Origin of the sequence: Clostridium sp., assembly GCF_026168755.1 — a bacterium.
Taxonomy (GTDB): Bacteria; Bacillota; Clostridia; order Clostridiales; family Clostridiaceae; genus Clostridium.
The window spans coordinates 159,338-178,413 of sequence record NZ_JAPFDR010000001.1 but is presented as its reverse complement, the minus strand read 5'-3'; the positions used below and the strand labels follow the sequence as shown (position 1 = coordinate 178,413).

Genomic DNA, 19,076 nt, shown 5'->3' with positions numbered 1-19,076 from the left:
CACCTCCTTTTAATATACATAATTCTACATTTATACCATAATTCCTCTTTTAAATTACATCTTTTAGAGAAAAATAACAATTTCTCTTACTAAAGAAACAATGTACTCCCCATTTAGTTTTTACTTTAGTTTTGCACACTTGTTTTTGCTTTTCCGTTGGTTCTTCCCATTTCCAATTAGCCTTTTTACTTATAAAACTAGAACCTTCTAACATCACATTAAATTCAAGCTGAGTTACTAATTCTTTTAAGTCGGTATTTTCATCAATTAATTCTAACTTATGTTCCCAACCTTCTAATTGAGTTCTTTTATACCATCTAAATTCATTTTCTAAATTTACTATATAATGATCTATTTTACTATCTTGAGATAATATAGCTACTTCTACTCCTTTTATATCAGTATAAAACCAATGTAGCGTAGAAATTTGAGATATGTTTTCAACTGTTTCATTGAATAAATCAATTTCTTTTTGTCTCATTTCTTCAAGTTCAATTTCTCTTTGAATACGTTCTTTTTCACGTCTTTCTGATTCTTCTTTATCTCTTTGAATACGTTCTTCTTTTTCTTGAATAGTTTCATCTTCATCTAAATCAAATATAGTTCTACCTGTCATTAAATTCATTCTCTTTTTAGTTGTAACATCACATACATCTAATATTAAACAATCTTCCTTATTTTCAGATATACGTAGTCCACGACCTGCCATCTGAGTAAATAATATTTTGCTTTTAGTTGGTCTTGCCATAATGATACAATCAACTGAAGGTTCATCAAATCCAGTTGTAAGAACCCCTATATTAGTTAAAACTTCTATTTCTCCTCTTTTAAACGCTTCTAAAGTTTCTTTTCTTTCGTCTGCTGATAAAGTAGAATCTATATTCTTAGCCTTGATATTATTTTTATTAAATTCATTCGCTAAAGCTTCTGCATGTTCAATAGATGTGCAAAAGCATAAAGTCTTACTTCTACCTTCTGCTAATTCTACGTATTTCTTAACTATCAATTCATTTCTACTATCAACATTTACAACTTCATCTAATTGTCCTAAATTAAATTCTCCTGCTACTGTTTTTACATTGTCTAGGCTTACATCAGAATAAATAGTTAAACATCTAGGACTACATAAGTATCCTTCTTTTACAAGACTTACTATTTCTTTTCTATAAACAAAATCACTATAAACTTCTAAAAGTTCTGGATTAAAAGGTGTAGCAGTAAATCCTATTACCTTTGCATTTTGCCCACATTCCTCTATAATCTTTTTAACCTGTTGGACTGCTCTATGTGTTTCATCTATTAGAAGTAAATTAAATTCCCCATTTTCTAACATTCTATTTAAACGAGTTGATTTCCCATGAGTTAAACTTTGTCTAGTTGCCACTATAACTCTTTTATCAACTTCATCTAAAACACCTTGTACACTTCCAATATCTTCTTTATTAATAAAAATAGATAACTTATCTATAGTTTGTTCCCTTAATTCGTTTTGGTCTACTACTATTAAAACTCTTCCATTCTCTTGTGAAGCTACTTTCGACATAATTATAGTCTTACCTGCTCCAGTTGCTAAAAACGCTATTTTTCTTTCTCCTATTTTCATTTCATTTATTCTATCTAAACATTCTTGTTGATATTCTCTTAATTGTATCATTATAAACTTCATCCTTTCTTATCTCTTTTTTACTCTAAGCACTTTCAAGTGCGAACACGAAGGTATTTACTAATACCGAGTGATAATAGCCACTCTTTTACCTTGTTGTACCAGCATTGCAATAAGTTTCAGTAAGTTGCTTAGTCGCAACTAACTTCAACTAGACTATTGCAACGTTACGCCCAAAAGGTAAGCCGTGGAGGCAAACCAAAAGACGTATAATTAAAATAAAAAAAGAACCTAGATATACTTCTCTAAGCTCTTAATAAAATTTGACTTTTATTCTATTTTTAATTTACTAATTTAACCTTAAATGTTAATATTTAAATATAGTATAATGAGACTTAGTGCACCATTTTTTACATGTAAATTTATTATATAGATTTAGATGTAAATTTTGGTGCAGTTAATTAATTCTCTGTAGAAAGCACTTTCCAATAAGTTAATTTCTTTCTTTTACCATCTATTGTTTTTTGTTTTATTTCACTACCAACTGCATAAGGCAAATTCACATTTCCATCTAATAGTAACTTGTTATAACTTTTAGCACCTTTTGACCTATTGCCATTCCCACAAATTTTATTGAATAATACCCTTAATTTATTATCAGATTCTATAATAGCTTCAATTTTTTTTATAAAACATTCCTTAGTATAATAAGCATTATTCTCATAACTATCTTTTAAGAATAGTAATAAATCATTTTTAGTTTCTTCTTCAACAACACCTTCAATTAAATTATCTTCCGAAAATTTATCTTCTAACCCTAACCAGCTCAATTGCTCTTTAATAAATGCAAACTTGTCCATCTTCATCATGTCAACCATATTTTGATAATGCTTTCTATCCAACTCCAACCTTACTACACCTAACTTATTTATAGTCCATTCATTTTTAGTATTAAGATAGAATATATCTTCAGGAAGCTTCTTATAATCATTATTGAACCTAGCTTTGAATTTACTAATATCTTCCTTAAATAAATCAATTAATTCCTTTTTATCTTCACATTTCTTTAACATTGTAGAAAATGTCTTTTTATAACAACATCTGATATATAAATTAATCTCATGTGCATCTTTAATATTTAATCTTAGTCTTCCTAATTCTTGAATGAAAGTCGTTTTATCATATGCCATCACAACGATATTTTTCACATTAGTATCTTTTATATTAACCCCATTATCAATGCATTTTGTTGCAATTAAACATTGGCAAGAAAACTTAGAAAACATAGTTAAATTCTTTTTCTCTTTATTGTCCTCATTGGCGTTAATAAATTCAGCTAACACTCTACTTTCACATAGATTATCTTTTAATTCTCTTCCGTTGTCATCACTTGTTACGAATACAAGCCATTTTTCTTCACTATTCTTAATAAGATTTGCTATATCATCAATATCTTTAAAATATTTAACATTAACATAATTGTAATCTCTTCCTGTACTATATTTATATTCATGCACTAAATTCACTCCAAATAGATCCTCATGAGTTTTCCACATATTAATGTATTCTTCTATTAAAGTATTAACCTCATCTATAGTTGCAGATAGCATTATTAACGTACTTTCAGAATCTCTAGCATAAAATATTTCATCATATGCCATGTATGTTTTCTGGTTGAATGAAGCGTCTGTTAAAAAGAATTGAACCTCATCACAAACGATCCATTGATATTTTTCTAATATATGATAGTTACTATCTGTATGTATTCTCCAATTTCTTGAATTAGCTATCTCATGATAACTCATTACAGTTACGTTATATATTGTTTTTTGTTCGTCCAACCATTCATAATCAATTATAGCCCTTTTATTGCCTATCCAATTTTTATCAAAAAACTCTTCTTCTCCTATGAAGTATTTAGCTTCCATCTTATATTTTTCCAGTAAATCTTTTTGAATAGCTCTTCTTAACTCTATTCTATTACAGATATAAACTAATTCTTCATAATCTTCAACTTTATCTTCTAATATCTTATTTAATATTGCATATGTCTTTCCAGTTCCAGTTTGCGCATCTATTGATACAATAGAACCTTCTTTCCAATCTTTATATGTATAACCTTCTTTTTCTGATATAACATCACTTACCCATTTTAAATTTAATTCTTTTTTATTCACCTTCGCCTATCTTCTCCTTTACTTTAAAATTTTATAGTTTTATCTTTCCAAGCCTTAAATAATAACTTACTAGCTTCCCTATCAAATACGAATACTAATATATCATCAGCTTCAATTCTCAAAGGTTGTAATCCATTTTTTATATATGCTCTTGCTTGTACTAAGCTTATTACTCTTACTTCATTCTCTTTATTCATAACGGTCTATTCTCCTTTACTACTAACATTCTTTTCTAACTAAGCATAGAAGGGATTAACCCCAACTATGCTAAATTTTTATTGACTTTATTTATTAATTTATATATAATTTTTATGTAGAGTAATGGCGGTTACTCTTGAATCATTTTTTTAGTTATAGATTTAAAGCTATTTATGTATTTAAATTTAATACAGTTATCTTTAATTTGAGTTGTGAATTGAGATAAAAATTCATCTCTTTTACTTTGGAATAAAACATTTAATAATTTCAAACGAACATGAGTGTTGCTATTTTTAACATCTTTACTTAATGCACTTCTAATTAAAGTATTGATTGTTTTTTCAGTTATACTCATTTTTTTGATTTTATTGATTATTTCTTCAGCTAAATATTCTTGTTTGTGCTTAAATTCAACTTTCTTTTCATATCTTTCTGCATCACTCATCTCTGAAATTTTTACATTAAAATCTTTTACAACTTTATCGTATTCTTCAACTAAATCTTTTATTTTTTCACATTGTTCATATACTGGTTTCCCTTTTACTTTTATTAATAATGTTTCTGTTTCTATCTTTTCACCTTTCTTTTTAGATTCATTTTTAACGTCTTCACCTATTATTTCTTGTAGGTAGTTCATAGTACATTTAATATCTTTATCATATGCCGTCTCTTTCTTTTTAGATTTTTTAGTCTTTATTAATAAATTTATATACATTTCCTTTTCAGATTCATCTTTAAAATTTAACTCTGATTTTTCTATTATTTTTTCAGCGTATAACTGTGCTTTATATTTATTTTTAAATTTTCTTTTTACTTTTCCATCTATACCTAAAACTTTATATTTAGCTTCTTTATTTTTAGAGGTGTAATAAAAGAATAATGGTCTTTTAGCCTTACTAGATAGTCTTTCTATTTCTTTATCTAGTTCTACTTCGAATTTACGTTTACTATTATCAATAGCCACTTGGGCTAGTACACTAAGTATAATAACATTATCTAATAATTCTTCATTTTTATAGCCACTATCAGCAAATAAACTCATTGCTATTTGTGCTTGGTTACTACTTGTACCAATATCATTTTTACCCTTGGCTAAAATATTATCTATAATAGCTTTATTTATTTGTGTATTTGTATATTTCTTTTTACTTTTTTCTATTTTATTAACTATAACTGGATATTTCTCTTTTCTAAATACTTTTTCTTTGACTACTTTTACTATGTTTTTGTCATTCGTAGTAAACATGAAGTCTGAATCTTGATCAAGTCCATTAGCTAAATCTTGTAATTCTGTATTTACTAAGTTTACAGCAACTATATTTTTACTAAAGTTAAAATACTTATCCATTAATTCATTTTTATAATTCTTAAATAAAGCAATATTATTAGGAGCATTATGTGGATTTCTAAATGCTACTAAATCTTCTTTATCATCAAATCTCTTAGTATAAACAGATATATGTTCTTCGCTAGTTGGTAATGTTTCATCTTCTGTAATAACATAACCTTCTTCATCTAATTCAACTTTTCCTACTGCATGAAGTAACATTAGATATGGATTACCACATACTGTAAGATTATCTCCCTCAGTCATTATTTTTCCTTTTCTAAGTTTTTTCTTTAACTCGCATAAAGTTTCAGCTTTAAATTCTTTAAATAATTTTGTCTTAGTAAAATCTTTATTTGTTTTAGCTAGTTCAACCATCATTTCATAAGGATTAGTAATATTTTTATTATTATCTAAATGTGTTAAAAACGCTTCATTATCTTCTTTCATAGCATTTATATAGTCTATGGAATATTTAGATATTTCTTTTAATTCTTCCTTTGAAACTGGCAGAGTATTTAACATTTGGTAACTCATCCTTTGTCTAGTTCCAAACTTAGACTCATGGTCTTCTTTACATACTCCAAATAAATTATTATCTTTATTTACTGCTGCTTTCCATTGCTTAAACCCTTTAGCCTTATCATCAAAGAATTTCTCAAACTTAGTTGCATTATCAGTTGTAATAACCATAATATCTTTTACTTTAACATCATTTCCGTATTTATCTTTCACGGAATATTCATTATAATCTAATCCATTCTTTTTACAATGATCTTTCATAAATTCTTGAATATAGCTCCTAAATCCACATGCTTTAAAAAAATGGTGTCTCAAAAGCTTCATGCCTGCTTCTGAATCTATAAAGAATGAATCCTCTATTAATGCTTGTCCATCAAAAAGTGTATTTTCTACATAATCTTTTTCTCTAACTACTTTACACTCACCAGTTTCTTCATCCACAACCACTTTTGCACAATTAGTAAACCTTCTGCTTTTTAAATCATTTAATACTAAGATATTTTCAGGATTAATTTCTATTTCTTCTTCTATTGTAGAAGATGTAAGAGCCATATAAGCCATCATTTCAACCAACATACACTCTTCATCTTCTGGCAATTCTATCCCCATCATCTGCCATTTAGCAATTTTATCGTATAATGTTTCTGAAATGTATAAAATTTCACCTATTCTAGCTTTGGCTGACGACCTAAACCATTCTCTGTATTTAATTGATTCTTTCTCTATTTTTTCTCTAGCCAACTCTTTTTTATTTCTATCTACTAATATATAATACCCATCTTTATTTATTACTTTAGTACCATCTTTTTTATTTCCTTTTAATGTTTTTTCTTTATCAAATTCTAATATAAATCCATCTGTATAAAGTATTTTTCTTATGTTATTCGCACTTATTTTGTTAGTTCCCTTTTTAAGATCTGTGGATATGTATTTTTCATATTTTTTATATTTATCTTTATCTATGTTTGTTACTGGCATATTAAATTCTAAGTTTATAATATCTCTTGTAGCATCATTTCTTACATTTAATTTATTTTCTTTCTTGCCTTTTTCTAGTTTGTACTTTAATTTACTATTGCTAAATACTGCATCATAAGTATGCTTTATGTATTTTCCTTCTACATTATGTCTTAATATATCTGCCCCTTCTAAACTCATTATTTTAATTCCATTTTTCAAATCACATCTTTCCTTTCTGTTTTTAGTTTTTTGTTTTATTTGTTTGAGTATTCTTTTACAGCTTGTCTGATATCTTTTCCATCTTGAAATAACCAAACTATAAAATTAGGTATATCCTTGTTAGGAGCTGTACCTTCAACCTTAAACCCTAACTCTTCCAGATGCTTTTTTAATTTCAATGTTCTAACTATGTACATTTATATCACCCCTTTGTTTTTAGTTTTTGGAATATTATATCTCCTTATACAAATTATATAAAAGTCTTGAAAGTGGCTATTTATCTATGTTTTAAATAGCAATATATTTATTTTTCCTATTTTTTAGGTTTTAATTTATTGTTATATAGGTTATTAAATAACTCTTTATATATTATATTATATATATAATAGTAATTTCCTTTTTATTTTTAATTTTTCTTGACAACATCTCTATAACTACCTATAATATAATTAAGTAATTAATATTGTTATAGAAACACTTTAAATTGGTGATAAATATTATACATCAATTCTATTGTTATATTCAAATATCATATTGGTTGATTATGGAAAGTTAGCTTATGTTAGCTTTTATTTTTTTTGCGTTTCTTTTGTTTTTCTCTTAATTACTTAATATTTCTATAAACTCTCTATATTTCTCTAATTTAAAATCATTTCCTAATTTAACTACATTCATCCCTAATCTAACTTCTTTATAACTCTTATACTTTCTATCAAGCGTAATGTCTAGTTTATTTATTAAACTAATATTAATACCATCATTTTGCTTTTTAACTATATACTCTCTAAACTCGATAATAAAATCTAAAATTTCTGCAAAACTTCTATTAGTCATTTTATTAATAAATTCAATGTTGCATTTAAACTTACTATTAACTTTATAGTTCTGAGAAATTCTAAATCCATTTTTATTAAACCATTTAACAATCAAACAAAATATTGGACTTTCATCTAGCTCCCAATCTGAATTTATTATAGTGTTATCTTCAAAAATATTACCCAATATAGAATGGCACAACTCATGACATATTACATTATAAATTTTATCTCTCCTTCTATCTTGCAAAAAGAAATTATTTAGGTAAATAGTATTAGGATAATGTTTTAAAATTTTTCCTAGCGAAAAATCATTATAATCATCTATCACTTTTAATTCTACATCTTTTATAATTTCTGTACCGGCTACTTTATTCATATTTTTTATTGCTCTTTCAAATTCTTTATTATATCTATTCATTTTATTAAATTATTCCTTTCTTATTATTTCATGAAGCTATTCATGCTCGCCATTAACGATTGAGTATAATCTATTTTTTTATCCTCTTTTTCTTCAACTTCTTCCTCTGTTATAAGATTATCAAAATCAAAGTCATCCGTATTTGATACATCCTCAATATGCCTCTTATTAGTATCTGATACATCTCCAATACGTTCTACATGTGCATCTGCTACATATTTAGTACTCACCTTATTAGTATCTTGTATGTCTATAGTAGGTATTTGAGGTGTATTAGATACGTATCTGTTACCTATCTGATTAGTATTAGGTGTGCTTTTAGTATGTACCATGTTAGTATCTGGTACGTTTAATGTACTTATCATATACCCCTCGGATACCATCTTGTCCAGTATTAACTGCTTAATATATATGCTCATGCTTACCTTTGATTCTATATAATTTAACATCGCCAACTCTCTAGTATTATCCCTATTAAATGTTATCGCTATTTTCTTTGCATTTTTATTTGCCATGCTTTACTCAGCACCTCCAACTGCTTTTAATGCGCCTAGTACGTTACTATACACAGGGTTATCCATTACCTTTATATTACCTTTTTCAAAATTAAGGCCATTATCTTTGAATAACTGAACAGTTCCTCCTGTGAAGTAAACATTATTACTTATATTGAATTTACTTACTTTATTACTTTCTTCTAATACTTTCTTTAAATAAGCCTTTAATATGTCTTTATCGTGATTAGCTAGTCCAACTTCTATCATTTCTTGAATATTATCAACTGTAATGTCTCTATTATTTATTTTAGCTACTAAAGATTGATAATAATTAAAGCTCCCTAAGTCATCTAAACATTCTATTGTACTAAATTTTCCTTTGACTATTTTAGCTATATTGATTGTTTTTGATCCTACATCTATTAATGTATTAATTGTTGATAAACTATCTAATAGAAAGGCACTAGAACATCCTTCTAAAACTGGAACTACATTATTAATTTTAATGTTTGCCATATATTCCTTGCCATTAACTCTACACTCTACTATGTTATCGCTATTATTTTTAATCTTTTCTACATACTCATTCTTCTCCCCTGCTTGATTAATTGGAGTTAATAAAGCTAAATCTACTTCTATTTTATCTTCTATTGAAACGCCAGCTTCAACTAATGCTTTAATAATAGAATAATTTAAGGTTGGAATAAAATTCTTATCTTTCTTAGAAGAAGACTTCTCGAACTTAGTATCTATGTTAGAAATAATATAGTAATTAAAATCATCGTTCATTTTTATATACTCATTGTCCCCTAATGTTTCTACATTATCCCAACGCTCTATTTTATTTACAAAGCTAAATGCTTGTCCATTAATTGCTACCTTTACATTGTTATTTCCTAGATCTGCTGCAATTTTAATATTCATACTATTCACTTCTCCCTTTTCCTCTAATACTCTTATAATTTTGTTTATAACTTCACTACTACTAATTTCGTAGTTATTCTCTATTATCTGTTTAGCTATTTCTACATATCGATTTGGTATCTCTACCCATTCATCTTTTTTATATGCCGTAGCATTTAAATTAAAATGTGTTAATATCACCCTATCTGGTGTATCATTATCTTTCCTGCTCCATTTAAATCTATTAGCTATTTCCCCAGATAAACTATACTTTTTAATAATTGCATTTCTACTTAATGTCTTATCTGCTTCTAAATCTTTAATAACATTAAATTTTATTGCATCTATAAAGCACTTATATTTATAGATCTCCTTTCTTTTTCCTTGCGCCATTTAAACACTCCTTTCTAAAACTTAAAATTATATATATATATGATGTACTATCTTTCTTCATAATAATTCCCCTTTTATATTGTTTGCTTTCTTTTACTTTATAATCAAATATTAACATCTGCATCAAAAACTGTAAATATCATTTCAATACCTATACCCAAATATCAATTGACTATTTATTAATATTTCTTCGTTTTTATTGATAAATTAATATCGCTTTTTGTTGTAACTTCATTTTACAATTTATTAAATTAGTTAGTATATTTATTAAAAAATCATAAATTTAATTTTTTACCAGTTAACTTACTTTTTCTACTATTAGATTCTCTCCAGTATAGCTGTAAATCACACTCATCCAACTATTATTGTAATTATTAGCAAAACTAGCATTAAATATTGTCTTATTGTTATTAACAAACATATTCCATATTACTTCTTCGTAATCTTCTCTTTCTGAATCTATAAATAAAATGTTTTCTTCCGCAATCTCTTCTTCTTCACTTCTAGTTATGTTATCTTTTACTATAATTAGATCAGATGGACTTTCTATTAATTCATTTATATAGCATATAACATCCAACTCAAACATATCGTGTCTTTCCTTTAAACTAATTCTTGACATTTTCTCTTCCATAAAATTAATTACATTACACATATCCCTATCCCCTTTTCTTTTTTTCATTTTATTATCTTTATTTGTTAAAAATTAACTCACTAAAAAATTATTAAAATTAAAGTAATTATTAAAATTGCATTGCTTAACAATAAATTTGTTATGACACTCTCGTATTTTTCTCTCATTTTTATTACCTCCTATTTCTTGTTTGTTTCACCTTATGATTTAATTATACACTCATTAGTGTAGTGTGTCAACACTTATTAGTGAATTTTTTTATTATTTTGTTTATTTATTTACTAATTAGTTTAGTTGTGCTATAATCTTATTGAGGTGATACATAAGCATGAGCAATGAAACAAGAAACGAAATAAAAAGCTATATAGCTTTGTCTGGTTGGAAGTTAGTTGATATTGTAGAAAAATTAAAAGACTATGGAATAGATACAACACCCCAGGCATTGAGCAACAAACTTTCTAGAGATACTATTAGATACTCTGAAGTTAAAGCTATAGCAGATATTATGGGTTTTAACATAAACTGGGATAAAAAATGAGGGTTGGAATAATGTTCCAACCCTTTTCTTATTTATTAAACACATTTTCTCTATGCCATTTTAGGTATTTTATATCTATTCCTTTTGTATTTATTTTAATACTATCCTCAATATGTATTATTTCTCTGTCTTTAGTACTTAATTTTTCAGATATTATAACTTTTCCATCATCATCAAATGAAATTAATCCTGAATCAAATAATCCATCGTGCGTTCTACATAATAATAATGAATTACTAATATCATAACTCTCTTCTAATAGACAATCCTTTAATGGCTTTATATGACTAGCTACTAATAGCTTAGAATTTTCTAATCCACAAATACAACACTCTCCATACAAGTATAATAATTGCTTTTTCAATTCTTGTTGCCCCGTCCTAACATTAACAACTCCTTTTTTATATTTACTATCTTTTTTAATTTTACTAAATCTTCTCTTAAAATACTCATCTTTGATAATATTATCTTCACTATTAGGATCACCAAAAGATAAATACAAATAATCAATTAAATATTTAATCATATCATTTTGGCTATGCATTAACTTTCCTAATCCAGAAATAATATCCATAGTAATATCAAAATAGCATACTTCCTCCAAATTCGAACAATTTTTAATTATATAATTTAATAATAACTCATCATTTTTCTCCAAAGATATGATATCGTTCTCTATTAAATAATTATGAGGCAAAACATGACCAATAGGCATACAGTCAAAATCTTTCCTTTTGCTATACCAACTGGTATACCTTTCTTTACATTTAATGCTACAATCGTTGCATGGCATAAAAATCTCTCCTTTTATCTTTTGTATTTAATCACAATTATATATTTTCTAATTTTAAGTAAATATATTCATTATACTTTTATTTTCTTTTATTTACTCTTCTTTTCTCTTATTTTTACTTCTCAATTTTATTAATTTATATTGACTCTCTAAGGTGACATTTTTGTCCCTTTAGCGAAAAGTATGAATACTCTTTACATCTATTATTAGTGTAATTTAACTCGAAATATTTCCGAGTTAGTCAATACCTAACAACGTACTTGTCTCGTAAGCACTAGATAAGGTTATTTTCTTCATTTTTCTTGTCAATTCATTTTGTTAATTTATATGAACTCGGCACCGTTTTGGGTTGAGTTTCAGACTCAAGTCCAATCTAGACTTCAGTTAACTGACCTTCATATGAAGACCAGTTGCCTATAGGTTTACCAATCTTCGTTAACCCCAAAAGTAGGGATTTTCTCCACATCTAAGATGTGACGACACCAAATCGGGGGACGTCACGGTGAAGGTAACAAATATCTTCTCCAGGAAGAATACTGATAGTAAGATTTTTACTACCACTCGTAGTTAAAGTAAGGGTGGTGGAAAAATCTTACCATAACTAAAAAGTAATGTAATGTTATTTAAGGACTTTACATGCAGAAAGAAATTTTCGCAGTCGTTACCAAAAGTCAACCGTAAAAGTCTTTACACTTGTAAAATACAACTATTAGTTATTATGCTTATGGCTGTCCATTTTGGAACTATCGTTAAAGGATACGTATAAAGTGGGTATGCTCGTCCTCACGACGAATGACATCTTAGAAGTCGTAAAAACTACATCCAAAATTTTTATAGGATGTTAAGAATCTTTACGACACGTTTTTATAAAAACACCTAATACTCTGCTACCCCTTTTTATCCTAATCTAAATAAGAATTGGAATAATGAAAATATTTCACTTTTTGTTATTGCTGTACAAACTGTAATTATAATATTATATAACTCTATTCCTACAGCACACCATGTACAAAAAGCTATTACATCTGCATAGTCCTTTTTAGCAAAACATCTTAGTGCCTTTTGACTTATATATCCTACTGTAGCAACTTTTATTAATTCTATCATAGCAATGCACCTAGTTTAGCTATAAGATCTACTATAAAATATACTGCTGTAGCCCCTAAACCAGTTAATCCAGCAATATTTATCATTGATGCCATATCTGCTTTACCAAATGCATTAAGTACCTTTTCTGCAACTGCACTACCTACACCAATTCCTAGCATTGTAATTATAGTTGTAACATTCATATTAATTCTCCTTGAATAAATTATTTATATCTTGGTTATACTACTAACAGGATAAGAGAATATTCCCCTATCCATTATAGTTATTACTTAGCCTTACGATATTCTTTAACTTTACCGTTTGGATAAGTAATTGTGATCACATTTAAAGGTTGTTCCTTGCTCTTAGGAATAGCCTTTTTATTTTGCTTGTAATAATCTCTAAATGCTCTCTCTGCATAATGTGTTACTTCCTTAAAACACATGATTACAAGTCTTGTAATTCCTCTGATTGTCATCTTTAGCCATTTAGGAAGTAATAAAAAAATCACTTTCATTGTGATAAGAAATAAGATAGTTTCTTTTAATAATTGTCCTAAGTGCATAATATATGCCTCCTTTAGTGTAATTCTTATATTTAATTAAATAGATAATAATTTGCACTTTGTAGCTTTTAATGTGCTTGTATATAACCAATACATCTTATATAGGTATCCTAAATTAGGACTAAGTATCTAAACTTCACCTTATATCAAACACTCATATAAGCCTGTACAAGCCAATACAATACACTAAAAACTACCAATGCAATTACATCTATTTACCAAATATAGCTTGTCTATGGATACTATATCTGCCTTTTGCATATCTCAAAATTTTAGCTTTCGTGATATGTACCAAGGGGGAGATGTTTTATCCACCCCCTATAACCCCTCCCATCGAGATTCTACAAAATTACACTATTGCTTGCTTATACCTGCTCTATCTTAACGTGCTTGACGCAAACATCGTAGCTATATTAAATTAGCACTTTAGCGACATCTTCTAAGGATGTTTTTAGCTGTATTATCTGCATATCTGTCTTACTGTCTTTAGAGTAGTCTTTGTTTGTATTTTGAATGATAATAATTGATGGTAATACATTATTTGTAGCCAACAAGATGTCGGTCTCAACTTTATTAAATCTATTAATATCTACATAGTCATGTCTCAGCTGTACTTCTAATAATTGATAGTATCTATAACCACCAAATCTAAAACTAATTAAAGCATCTGGAATAACTCCTCCAAGATCCTTCTCCACTTCTATTTTTTCTATATCAACTCCCAGCGACTTCAATTCAGCTAAGTAATCTATTACTAAAATATCATGCTTGGATAGTTTCTTTAATCTACTATCTTTTGGTATATATATTATTTGCCTAGTTTCACCATTGGTAAATCGCTTAATATAATCTCCACCTTCAGCTATTTTCTTCAATCTTCTTCTAGCTAGATCATAGCTTACCTTTGAATTTGAGTAAAATATCTTTCCACATTGTTCTATAGTAATAAATCCTATTGAATAAATAAAATTAATTATTTCTCGGTCTCTATCCGTAATCATATAAATCTATAACTTCTCCCTTCCCCTTTTAGGCTTCTCAGTAATTGTAGGTACATTTGTTTTATCTATTACAATCACATTGCTAGATGGGCAATATGGTACATACCCTTCTATCTGTGCTATATTCTCTTTTAATATATCCTCTGTGGTTTTGCTATATATATGACTAGGAAATACTTCCTTGACCTTTTCTTTAGTTTTATACCCTCTTTTCATTAATGCAATATCTCGGAATAAATCTCTATGTCTATCCTCCAAAAACTCTTTTATTAAGCTATAAACGACTTTGTTATCTACTAATGGAACTAATCCATAACTATATTTATTTGTATAATATATAAATTCTATTTGTTCTAACCCCAATGCTAAATTAGGATCATCTAATGCAACTTCAGAACTTTTACTATTATTCTGCCTAAAACTTATCCTACAGGTACATTGGGATTTAATAAAACTACTAAGATTATCCGCTGTTGGTCTTTGTAAACTACAAATCAAGAATACCCCTAAACTTGCACCATATTGTGCTATTTTCTCTACTCCTGCAACTATTGTTCGCTTAATTTCTTTATCTTCTTTAGTACATCCTTTTTCATTAAATAATGAACTCATTTCATCGAAAACAACATATACTGTACTTAATTTATCGATAGGATTTATCTTATTATAGTCCATGTAGTTATCTGCTTTTGCCTTTTTTCTATATGGTTTAATTAGTTCATTTCTTTCATTCATCTTTTTCTCTATATGCTGTAATACAGTTAATGTCTTATCTAATGTGTCTGCAAATGCTCTTGTTTGTTTAGCATCTTCATATAAAATTAAATCACTTTTAGCTACTTGGCATAAATACAACTCCAAGTCTTTTTCTCTACAATTAGTGATTAAATTAGTTAGTATACAATCCGTCATTTTAGATTTTCCAGATCTCGTACCTCCAGTTATCAAAATATGTGGATATTTAATTAAGTCTATTATTATAGGTTTTCCTGTATAATCGTTTCCTAGATAAATCTCCCAAGGTTTTAATTTATCTATAGGTAAATATTTAAGCTTTATTGGTGTATTAAATATAAATTCAGCATTAATAAGATTACTTCTTTTAGCTTTATTAAACACACACATACAACCAAAAGAATCTTGAATATATTCTTTATTTGTTTCTAATTTACTTAAAGATAATCCATCGACTATCAATATTAATGATTTATAACCATATGAAGTAATTTTGGTCTTGTTAAGGCTATAAGTTTGCTTTAACTTATTGTATAGTCCCAAATTAGCCATTAACGATATCCACTTTTTCTCGAATTTAGCTATTTTTATTCCATCCCTTATAGGCATTATTATGGCTCCTATTACTTAAAATAATGATTTACTATCTGAATCATCTAATCTCTTATATCTCTTCAATAAACTTCTGCAACTCATAATTTTTAGCTTATTAGTATTTCTACACAAAACACAACCAATTAAAGTAAATATAATCCATGCACCGATAATTATACCCATAACCTCACCTCTATTCTTCTATCTCTAAACTGTTGTATAACTAGCTAATCAAAAAAATCATTATCCTAATCGACATCTTCACTTATTGTATTAGCTTTATACTTGTCTTATTGCTTATCTATAGTATATGTATATGTACATCTATCATAAAAGTTGCATGATATATAATTTTTTTTTATATTTCTATCAATTCAATATCAAAAAAAGGATACTTGGCTAGTTGTACCAAATATCCTCTATCTTTCTATTTAATTTCTCTGCTATTAAATAAGCATTCTCTAAGCTTACTGTTTTCTTATAATTTTCTATCTTAGAATAGGTTGTGTGATTTATTCCTAACATTTCTGCAAACTCTTTTTGGTTCATCATATATTCTTTCATACGTATTTCTTTTAATCTATTCTTTAGCACTTTCTCCACCTCTATTATTCAATTTATTTTGTTTATTATAACATATTTTGGTAATAATTGTACACGAGGTGATGTGAATGATAGAATTTTTAACTTATATAATTGTTAGTGTTATTTTTTAATAATTGGTGGATTATTAATAATTAATATGCTATTAGCAAATGTTAAAAATAACTTAGAAGAACTCCATAAATTTCATAAAGATATTATTGATAAAAAATAGAGTGAGTCTAGTCCACCCACTCTTTTATCAATTCATTTAATATCTTCTCTTTAGATATGTTTAGATCATTGCATTTGCTTTCAAACTCTTCTGCTATTGTTTTATCTATTCTAACACCTTTAAAAAAAAATTGCTACGGATACAGTTCCTTTCTTCTTAGCTTTATTATATTCCATTGCTTTATTATTCTCTTCTAATTTCTTATCTGTATCTTTTATTGATCCAAGATATAATTTAGCTTCTTCTTCACTTTTGAATGACTTATATACGCTTGGATAGCCTTTAACTAAAGCTTCACACTCTGACCAGCTTGTTACTATTTTATCCTTAACACCTTTACCAGTTTTAATAGCATAGTATTTTTGCTTGGTAGCCATATTCTCTCACCTTCTTCTTTACTTTAATTAATTTACTACTTTAATTATAGTTAATAAACTTTTTAAAATAAAGACTTGTAATTTACTGCCGAAGGCGTAGGATAGAAGGGCAACTAAGGGAGCTGAATGGACGCAGTTATTCCCTTACCATTGCTAAAAAGATGGCTTGTCTAATTAACAACAGTAAGGGAATAACTGCAATGTAGGATAGAAGGTATAACCTCGGTCGCCTCACTTATTACACCTTACTTGTTACGAATTTCTTCCTATAGACTTTTTACACTACAGTTCTATCCATAGTGCTTACGAATTATATGTCTATAGTTCCCGAGTGCCTACACTCCTAGAACCTCCTCCAGACCATTAAGCCGTCACCGCTCTCTTTCCCGTACACCCAGAAGTAAGGACTAGGTATATTGTACGGAGGTATCCTTTCTGCATCGGCGATACTAACCTATAACTTTTTAGTAGTTTACTGCCTCTCTACAAGGCCATAGTTATTATTTTAAGCTGTTTTTGATTGTATGACCTTGTCTTTAAGTATAGTTAACTTTAAAGTTCCATTTGCTGTTATAGATCTAACCATAGCTCCTAATGTATCTACATGAGCGCAAAGCCCAACTGTCTTTTCATTATTTTGTCCTTGGACTGTAATTATTCCACATCCCTTATTATTTCTTTCAAACTTATATCTAAAAGCCTTAACAAGCTCTTCTATCTTATCCATAATTTCAAAGCAAAAACCTGTAGGACTATTAAACTCTAGTATATCTTTTGCTGTTTTTAATAAAAATTCCTTATTAATACTAAAATTATTACTCATTTTTCCCTCCTAAATTTAGCAAATTAATTCTATATCATTTATATTACCATAATTTTTCTATATATTCTAATTTGCTTTATAACTTTTACTTATGTCCAACAATATTATGTGGTACATAAGCTTCCTCTAAGTAGTTAATATCCTCATCAGTTAATTTAATATCTAATGCCCCTACAAAATCATCTAAATATTTTTCCTTTGTTATTCCAACAATAGGTGCAGTAACCCCTTTTCTCCATAACCACGAAACTGCAATTTGTGATTTTGTTGCATTATATTTTTTAGCAATTTCTGAAACTCTTTGAACAATAATTTTGTCTTGCCCTTCAGTTTCATCGTATTTTCCTTTTGCAATATTATCTTCTTTAAATCTTTTTGAATCTGATTCCCAATCACGTGTCAAACGACCGGCTGCTAAAGGACTATATGGAACTAACGCCACTCCCATATCATTACATAAGGGATTCATCTCTCTTTCCTCTTCCCTATATAATAAATTATAATGTCCTTGCATAACTGAAAACTTTGTCCATCCATTCTTTTCTGCTATATATTGAGCCTTTGCAAACTGCCATGCATACATAGATGAAGCTCCTAAGTAAAGAACTTTTCCAGCTCTCACTAAATCATTAAGAGCGCACATTGTTTCTTCAATAGGTGTTTCATAATCCCATCTATGAATATATAAAATATCAATATAATCAACTCCTAAACGATTTAAAGATTTTTCAACCTCATTTATAATAGCCTTTCTAGATAACCCTGAACTATTAGGACCCTCGCCCATAGCTCCACTGACTTTTGTTGCTATTACGATTTCATCACGATTTGCATAATCTTTTAGAGCTTTTCCTAAAATCTCTTCACTTGCTCCTAATCCGTATACATTTGCAGTATCAAAAAAATTAATTCCTAAATCTAATGATTTTTTGATAATTTTTCTTGATTCTTCTTCATTTAGCACCCAACTATGAATCCATTTTGTAGAGTCACCAAAACTCATACACCCCAAACAAATTTTTGATACTTCTAATCCTGTATTTCCTAACTTTACATATTCCATAACGTTCCTCCT

20 protein-coding genes and 1 pseudogene are annotated in these 19,076 nt (G+C 27.8%); 1 reads left to right on the top strand and 20 read right to left on the bottom strand.

Translation table 11 applies throughout. The annotated features are described in order from the left end of the window. Window positions 1-49: 49 nt before the first annotated feature. From Q0Y03_RS00880 to Q0Y03_RS00840, 9 genes are all read right to left on the bottom strand, one after another. Window positions 50-1,654, bottom strand: coding sequence for a DEAD/DEAH box helicase (locus tag Q0Y03_RS00880; RefSeq protein ID WP_297711978.1), 1,605 nt, complete (start codon window positions 1,652-1,654; stop codon window positions 50-52). A gap of 410 nt (window positions 1,655-2,064) precedes the next feature. Next, window positions 2,065-3,780, bottom strand: a complete 1,716-nt coding sequence (locus Q0Y03_RS00875) for a DEAD/DEAH box helicase (RefSeq protein ID WP_297711977.1) — start codon at window positions 3,778-3,780, stop codon at window positions 2,065-2,067. Between the two features lie 23 nt (window positions 3,781-3,803). Further along, the gene (locus tag Q0Y03_RS00870; RefSeq protein WP_297711976.1) at window positions 3,804-3,977 is read right to left on the bottom strand and encodes a hypothetical protein; all 174 of its coding nucleotides are present in this window, start codon (window positions 3,975-3,977) and stop codon (window positions 3,804-3,806) included. 131 nt (window positions 3,978-4,108) lie between these two features. After that, the gene (locus Q0Y03_RS00865) at window positions 4,109-7,006 is read right to left on the bottom strand and encodes a hypothetical protein (protein WP_297711975.1); all 2,898 of its coding nucleotides are present in this window, start codon (window positions 7,004-7,006) and stop codon (window positions 4,109-4,111) included. 35 nt (window positions 7,007-7,041) lie between these two features. Further along, window positions 7,042-7,203 carry a hypothetical protein gene (locus Q0Y03_RS00860; protein WP_195958868.1) on the bottom strand — a complete coding sequence of 54 codons (162 nt, stop codon included), beginning with the start codon at window positions 7,201-7,203 and terminating at the stop codon, window positions 7,042-7,044. Window positions 7,204-7,606: 403 nt separating this feature from the next. Continuing rightward, window positions 7,607-8,242, bottom strand: coding sequence for a SprT-like domain-containing protein (locus tag Q0Y03_RS00855; RefSeq protein ID WP_297711974.1), 636 nt, complete (start codon window positions 8,240-8,242; stop codon window positions 7,607-7,609). Between the two features lie 23 nt (window positions 8,243-8,265). Then, a complete protein-coding gene (locus Q0Y03_RS00850; RefSeq protein ID WP_297711973.1) occupies window positions 8,266-8,757 on the bottom strand; it encodes a hypothetical protein in 492 nt (163 codons plus the stop codon). A 3-nt stretch (window positions 8,758-8,760) separates the two neighbouring features. Continuing rightward, complete coding sequence (locus tag Q0Y03_RS00845) at window positions 8,761-10,035, bottom strand: ParM/StbA family protein (RefSeq protein WP_297711972.1); 1,275 nt, start codon at window positions 10,033-10,035, stop codon at window positions 8,761-8,763. 298 nt (window positions 10,036-10,333) lie between these two features. Further along, window positions 10,334-10,690, bottom strand: a complete 357-nt coding sequence (locus Q0Y03_RS00840; protein WP_297711971.1) for a hypothetical protein — start codon at window positions 10,688-10,690, stop codon at window positions 10,334-10,336. Window positions 10,691-10,997: 307 nt separating this feature from the next. Here Q0Y03_RS00840 and Q0Y03_RS00835 point away from each other — a divergent pair, with 307 nt between their 5' ends. Then, window positions 10,998-11,207 (top strand): DUF6471 domain-containing protein, encoded by a 210-nt coding sequence (locus Q0Y03_RS00835; protein ID WP_297711970.1) that lies wholly within the window; start codon window positions 10,998-11,000, stop codon window positions 11,205-11,207. A 28-nt stretch (window positions 11,208-11,235) separates the two neighbouring features. Here the strand turns inward: Q0Y03_RS00835 and Q0Y03_RS00830 are convergent, their stop codons facing one another. From Q0Y03_RS00830 to Q0Y03_RS00780, 11 genes and pseudogenes are all read right to left on the bottom strand, one after another. Further along, window positions 11,236-12,000 (bottom strand): HNH endonuclease, encoded by a 765-nt coding sequence (locus tag Q0Y03_RS00830; protein WP_297711969.1) that lies wholly within the window; start codon window positions 11,998-12,000, stop codon window positions 11,236-11,238. An 897-nt stretch (window positions 12,001-12,897) separates the two neighbouring features. After that, the gene (locus Q0Y03_RS00825) at window positions 12,898-13,107 is read right to left on the bottom strand and encodes a hypothetical protein (RefSeq protein ID WP_297711968.1); all 210 of its coding nucleotides are present in this window, start codon (window positions 13,105-13,107) and stop codon (window positions 12,898-12,900) included. Then, a complete protein-coding gene (locus Q0Y03_RS00820) occupies window positions 13,104-13,292 on the bottom strand; it encodes a hypothetical protein (protein WP_297711967.1) in 189 nt (62 codons plus the stop codon). Before Q0Y03_RS00820 ends, Q0Y03_RS00825 begins: the two co-directional genes overlap by 4 nt. Window positions 13,293-13,375: 83 nt before the next feature. Further along, window positions 13,376-13,654, bottom strand: a complete 279-nt coding sequence (locus Q0Y03_RS00815) for a hypothetical protein (RefSeq protein WP_297711966.1) — start codon at window positions 13,652-13,654, stop codon at window positions 13,376-13,378. 413 nt (window positions 13,655-14,067) lie between these two features. Continuing rightward, window positions 14,068-14,655, bottom strand: a complete 588-nt coding sequence (locus Q0Y03_RS00810; protein ID WP_297711965.1) for a hypothetical protein — start codon at window positions 14,653-14,655, stop codon at window positions 14,068-14,070. Between the two features lie 6 nt (window positions 14,656-14,661). Then, window positions 14,662-15,999, bottom strand: a complete 1,338-nt coding sequence (locus tag Q0Y03_RS00805; protein WP_297711964.1) for an FtsK/SpoIIIE domain-containing protein — start codon at window positions 15,997-15,999, stop codon at window positions 14,662-14,664. An 18-nt stretch (window positions 16,000-16,017) separates the two neighbouring features. Then, a complete protein-coding gene (locus tag Q0Y03_RS00800; protein ID WP_297711963.1) occupies window positions 16,018-16,167 on the bottom strand; it encodes a hypothetical protein in 150 nt (49 codons plus the stop codon). Between the two features lie 216 nt (window positions 16,168-16,383). Continuing rightward, window positions 16,384-16,578: a helix-turn-helix domain-containing protein gene (locus Q0Y03_RS00795; RefSeq protein ID WP_297711962.1), complete on the bottom strand. Its 195-nt coding sequence runs from the start codon at window positions 16,576-16,578 to the stop codon at window positions 16,384-16,386. Between the two features lie 342 nt (window positions 16,579-16,920). Continuing rightward, window positions 16,921-17,178: an RNase H1/viroplasmin domain-containing protein gene (locus Q0Y03_RS00790; protein ID WP_297711961.1), complete on the bottom strand. Its 258-nt coding sequence runs from the start codon at window positions 17,176-17,178 to the stop codon at window positions 16,921-16,923. Between the two features lie 538 nt (window positions 17,179-17,716). Beyond that, a pseudogene (locus Q0Y03_RS00785) lies at window positions 17,717-18,001 on the bottom strand (aminopeptidase); the annotation flags it as partial. Window positions 18,002-18,086: 85 nt separating this feature from the next. After that, window positions 18,087-19,064 carry an aldo/keto reductase gene (locus Q0Y03_RS00780; protein ID WP_297711960.1) on the bottom strand — a complete coding sequence of 326 codons (978 nt, stop codon included), beginning with the start codon at window positions 19,062-19,064 and terminating at the stop codon, window positions 18,087-18,089. Window positions 19,065-19,076: the final 12 nt, after the last annotated feature.